Origin of the sequence: Halomonas sp. QHL1, from assembly GCF_001882345.1 — a bacterium.
Classification (GTDB): Bacteria; Pseudomonadota; Gammaproteobacteria; order Pseudomonadales; family Halomonadaceae; genus Vreelandella.
Genome location: NZ_MINL01000004.1, coordinates 1 through 1,278, shown reverse-complemented (window position 1 = coordinate 1,278; position 1,278 = coordinate 1). Strand labels below are relative to the sequence as shown.

The window sequence follows — 1,278 nt, the reverse complement described above, 5'->3', positions numbered from 1 at the left end:
GGCTCTTCGACGTTGTGTGTGGAATTTGTCTCCTGAGCTGGGCCAGAATAGGGACTCCACAACGGCAGTAGGTATGGCATGGACGGCACCCAGATTCTAACTCTCGGCCTGGGCTTAGAAGCGCCCTGGATCCTCAAGAACCAGCACCTGGATACCTCTGTGTCGCCCCACCGTCTGGATCTCTATGTCGAGGCGGAGCGAGGCAGTCTCTATCCCTGTCCGGAGTGCGGTAAGACCTGCCAGGCCCACGACTTTGCCGACAAAACCTGGCGGCATCTGAACTTCTTTCAGCATCACTGTTACCTGCATGCTCGCGTGCCTCGCACGAAGTGTCCTGAACATGGCGTCAAACGCATAGAGGTGCCCTGGGCGCGGCCGGGCAGCGACTTCACCCTGCTGTTTGAGCAAGCGGCCATGTCACTGGTCAAGGAGATGCCGGTGCTGGCCGTCTCCCGCCAGTTGGAGATTTCCGACAAACGACTATGGCGCATCGTGCATCACTACGTGGGCCGAATGCTGGGGGAACTGGATCTGTCCAAGGTGGCGGCGGTCGGCGTGGACGAAACCGCGTCCCGGCGCGGCCATCGCTATGTCACGGTATTCCTCGACATGAAGCGCAAGCAGGAACCGGTGATCTTCGCTGTTCAAGGCTGCGGCAAGGATGCCATCCAAGCATTTAGTGCCTTCCTGACAACCCATGGCGGCAATACGGACAATGTGGTCGAGGTCGTCTGCGACATGTCACCCGCCTTCCTTAGCGGCATCACCGAGCACCTTCCCAAGGCCGAGGTAACGGTCGACTGGTTCCATATTGTGCAGACCTTTACCAAGCGGCTGGACGAGGTACGCAAGAAAGAGCGCCGCGAGCAGGAACACCCTAAGTCGCTGCGCTGGGCACTGCTGAAGAACCTGGACAACGAGAATCTGAAACCTCCACAGTTGGCGGCGCTCCAGGAGTTGGTAGCCGATCAGAGCGCCACGGCCGACGCCTGGATAATCAAGGAAAAGCTGCGCTGGATCCAGAAGGCCCCAACGCCCAGAGCGGCTCGGTGGCGCATCACGAACTACCTCAAAGTCATGCAAACGGCGGTGTCTAAAAAGCCACTACTGAAGCCGATGGGAAAGGCCTTGGCGACACTTGAGCGGCACGCGGAAGCCGTGGTTAGGCGCTGGCACTCGGGACTGACGAACGCAAGACTGGAAGGGATGAACGGTCTGTTTCAGGCGGCTCGGTCACGCGCACGTGGCTATCGGAACGAGACTAACTTCATCGCCATG

General features: G+C 59.3%; 1 protein-coding gene. It reads left to right on the top strand.

What is annotated here, in order from left to right; genetic code table 11:
- Positions 1-78: 78 nt before the first annotated feature.
- On the top strand, positions 79-1,278 hold a 1,200-nt coding region (locus QHL1GM_RS19050; protein ID WP_071696075.1), incomplete at its 3' end, for an ISL3 family transposase.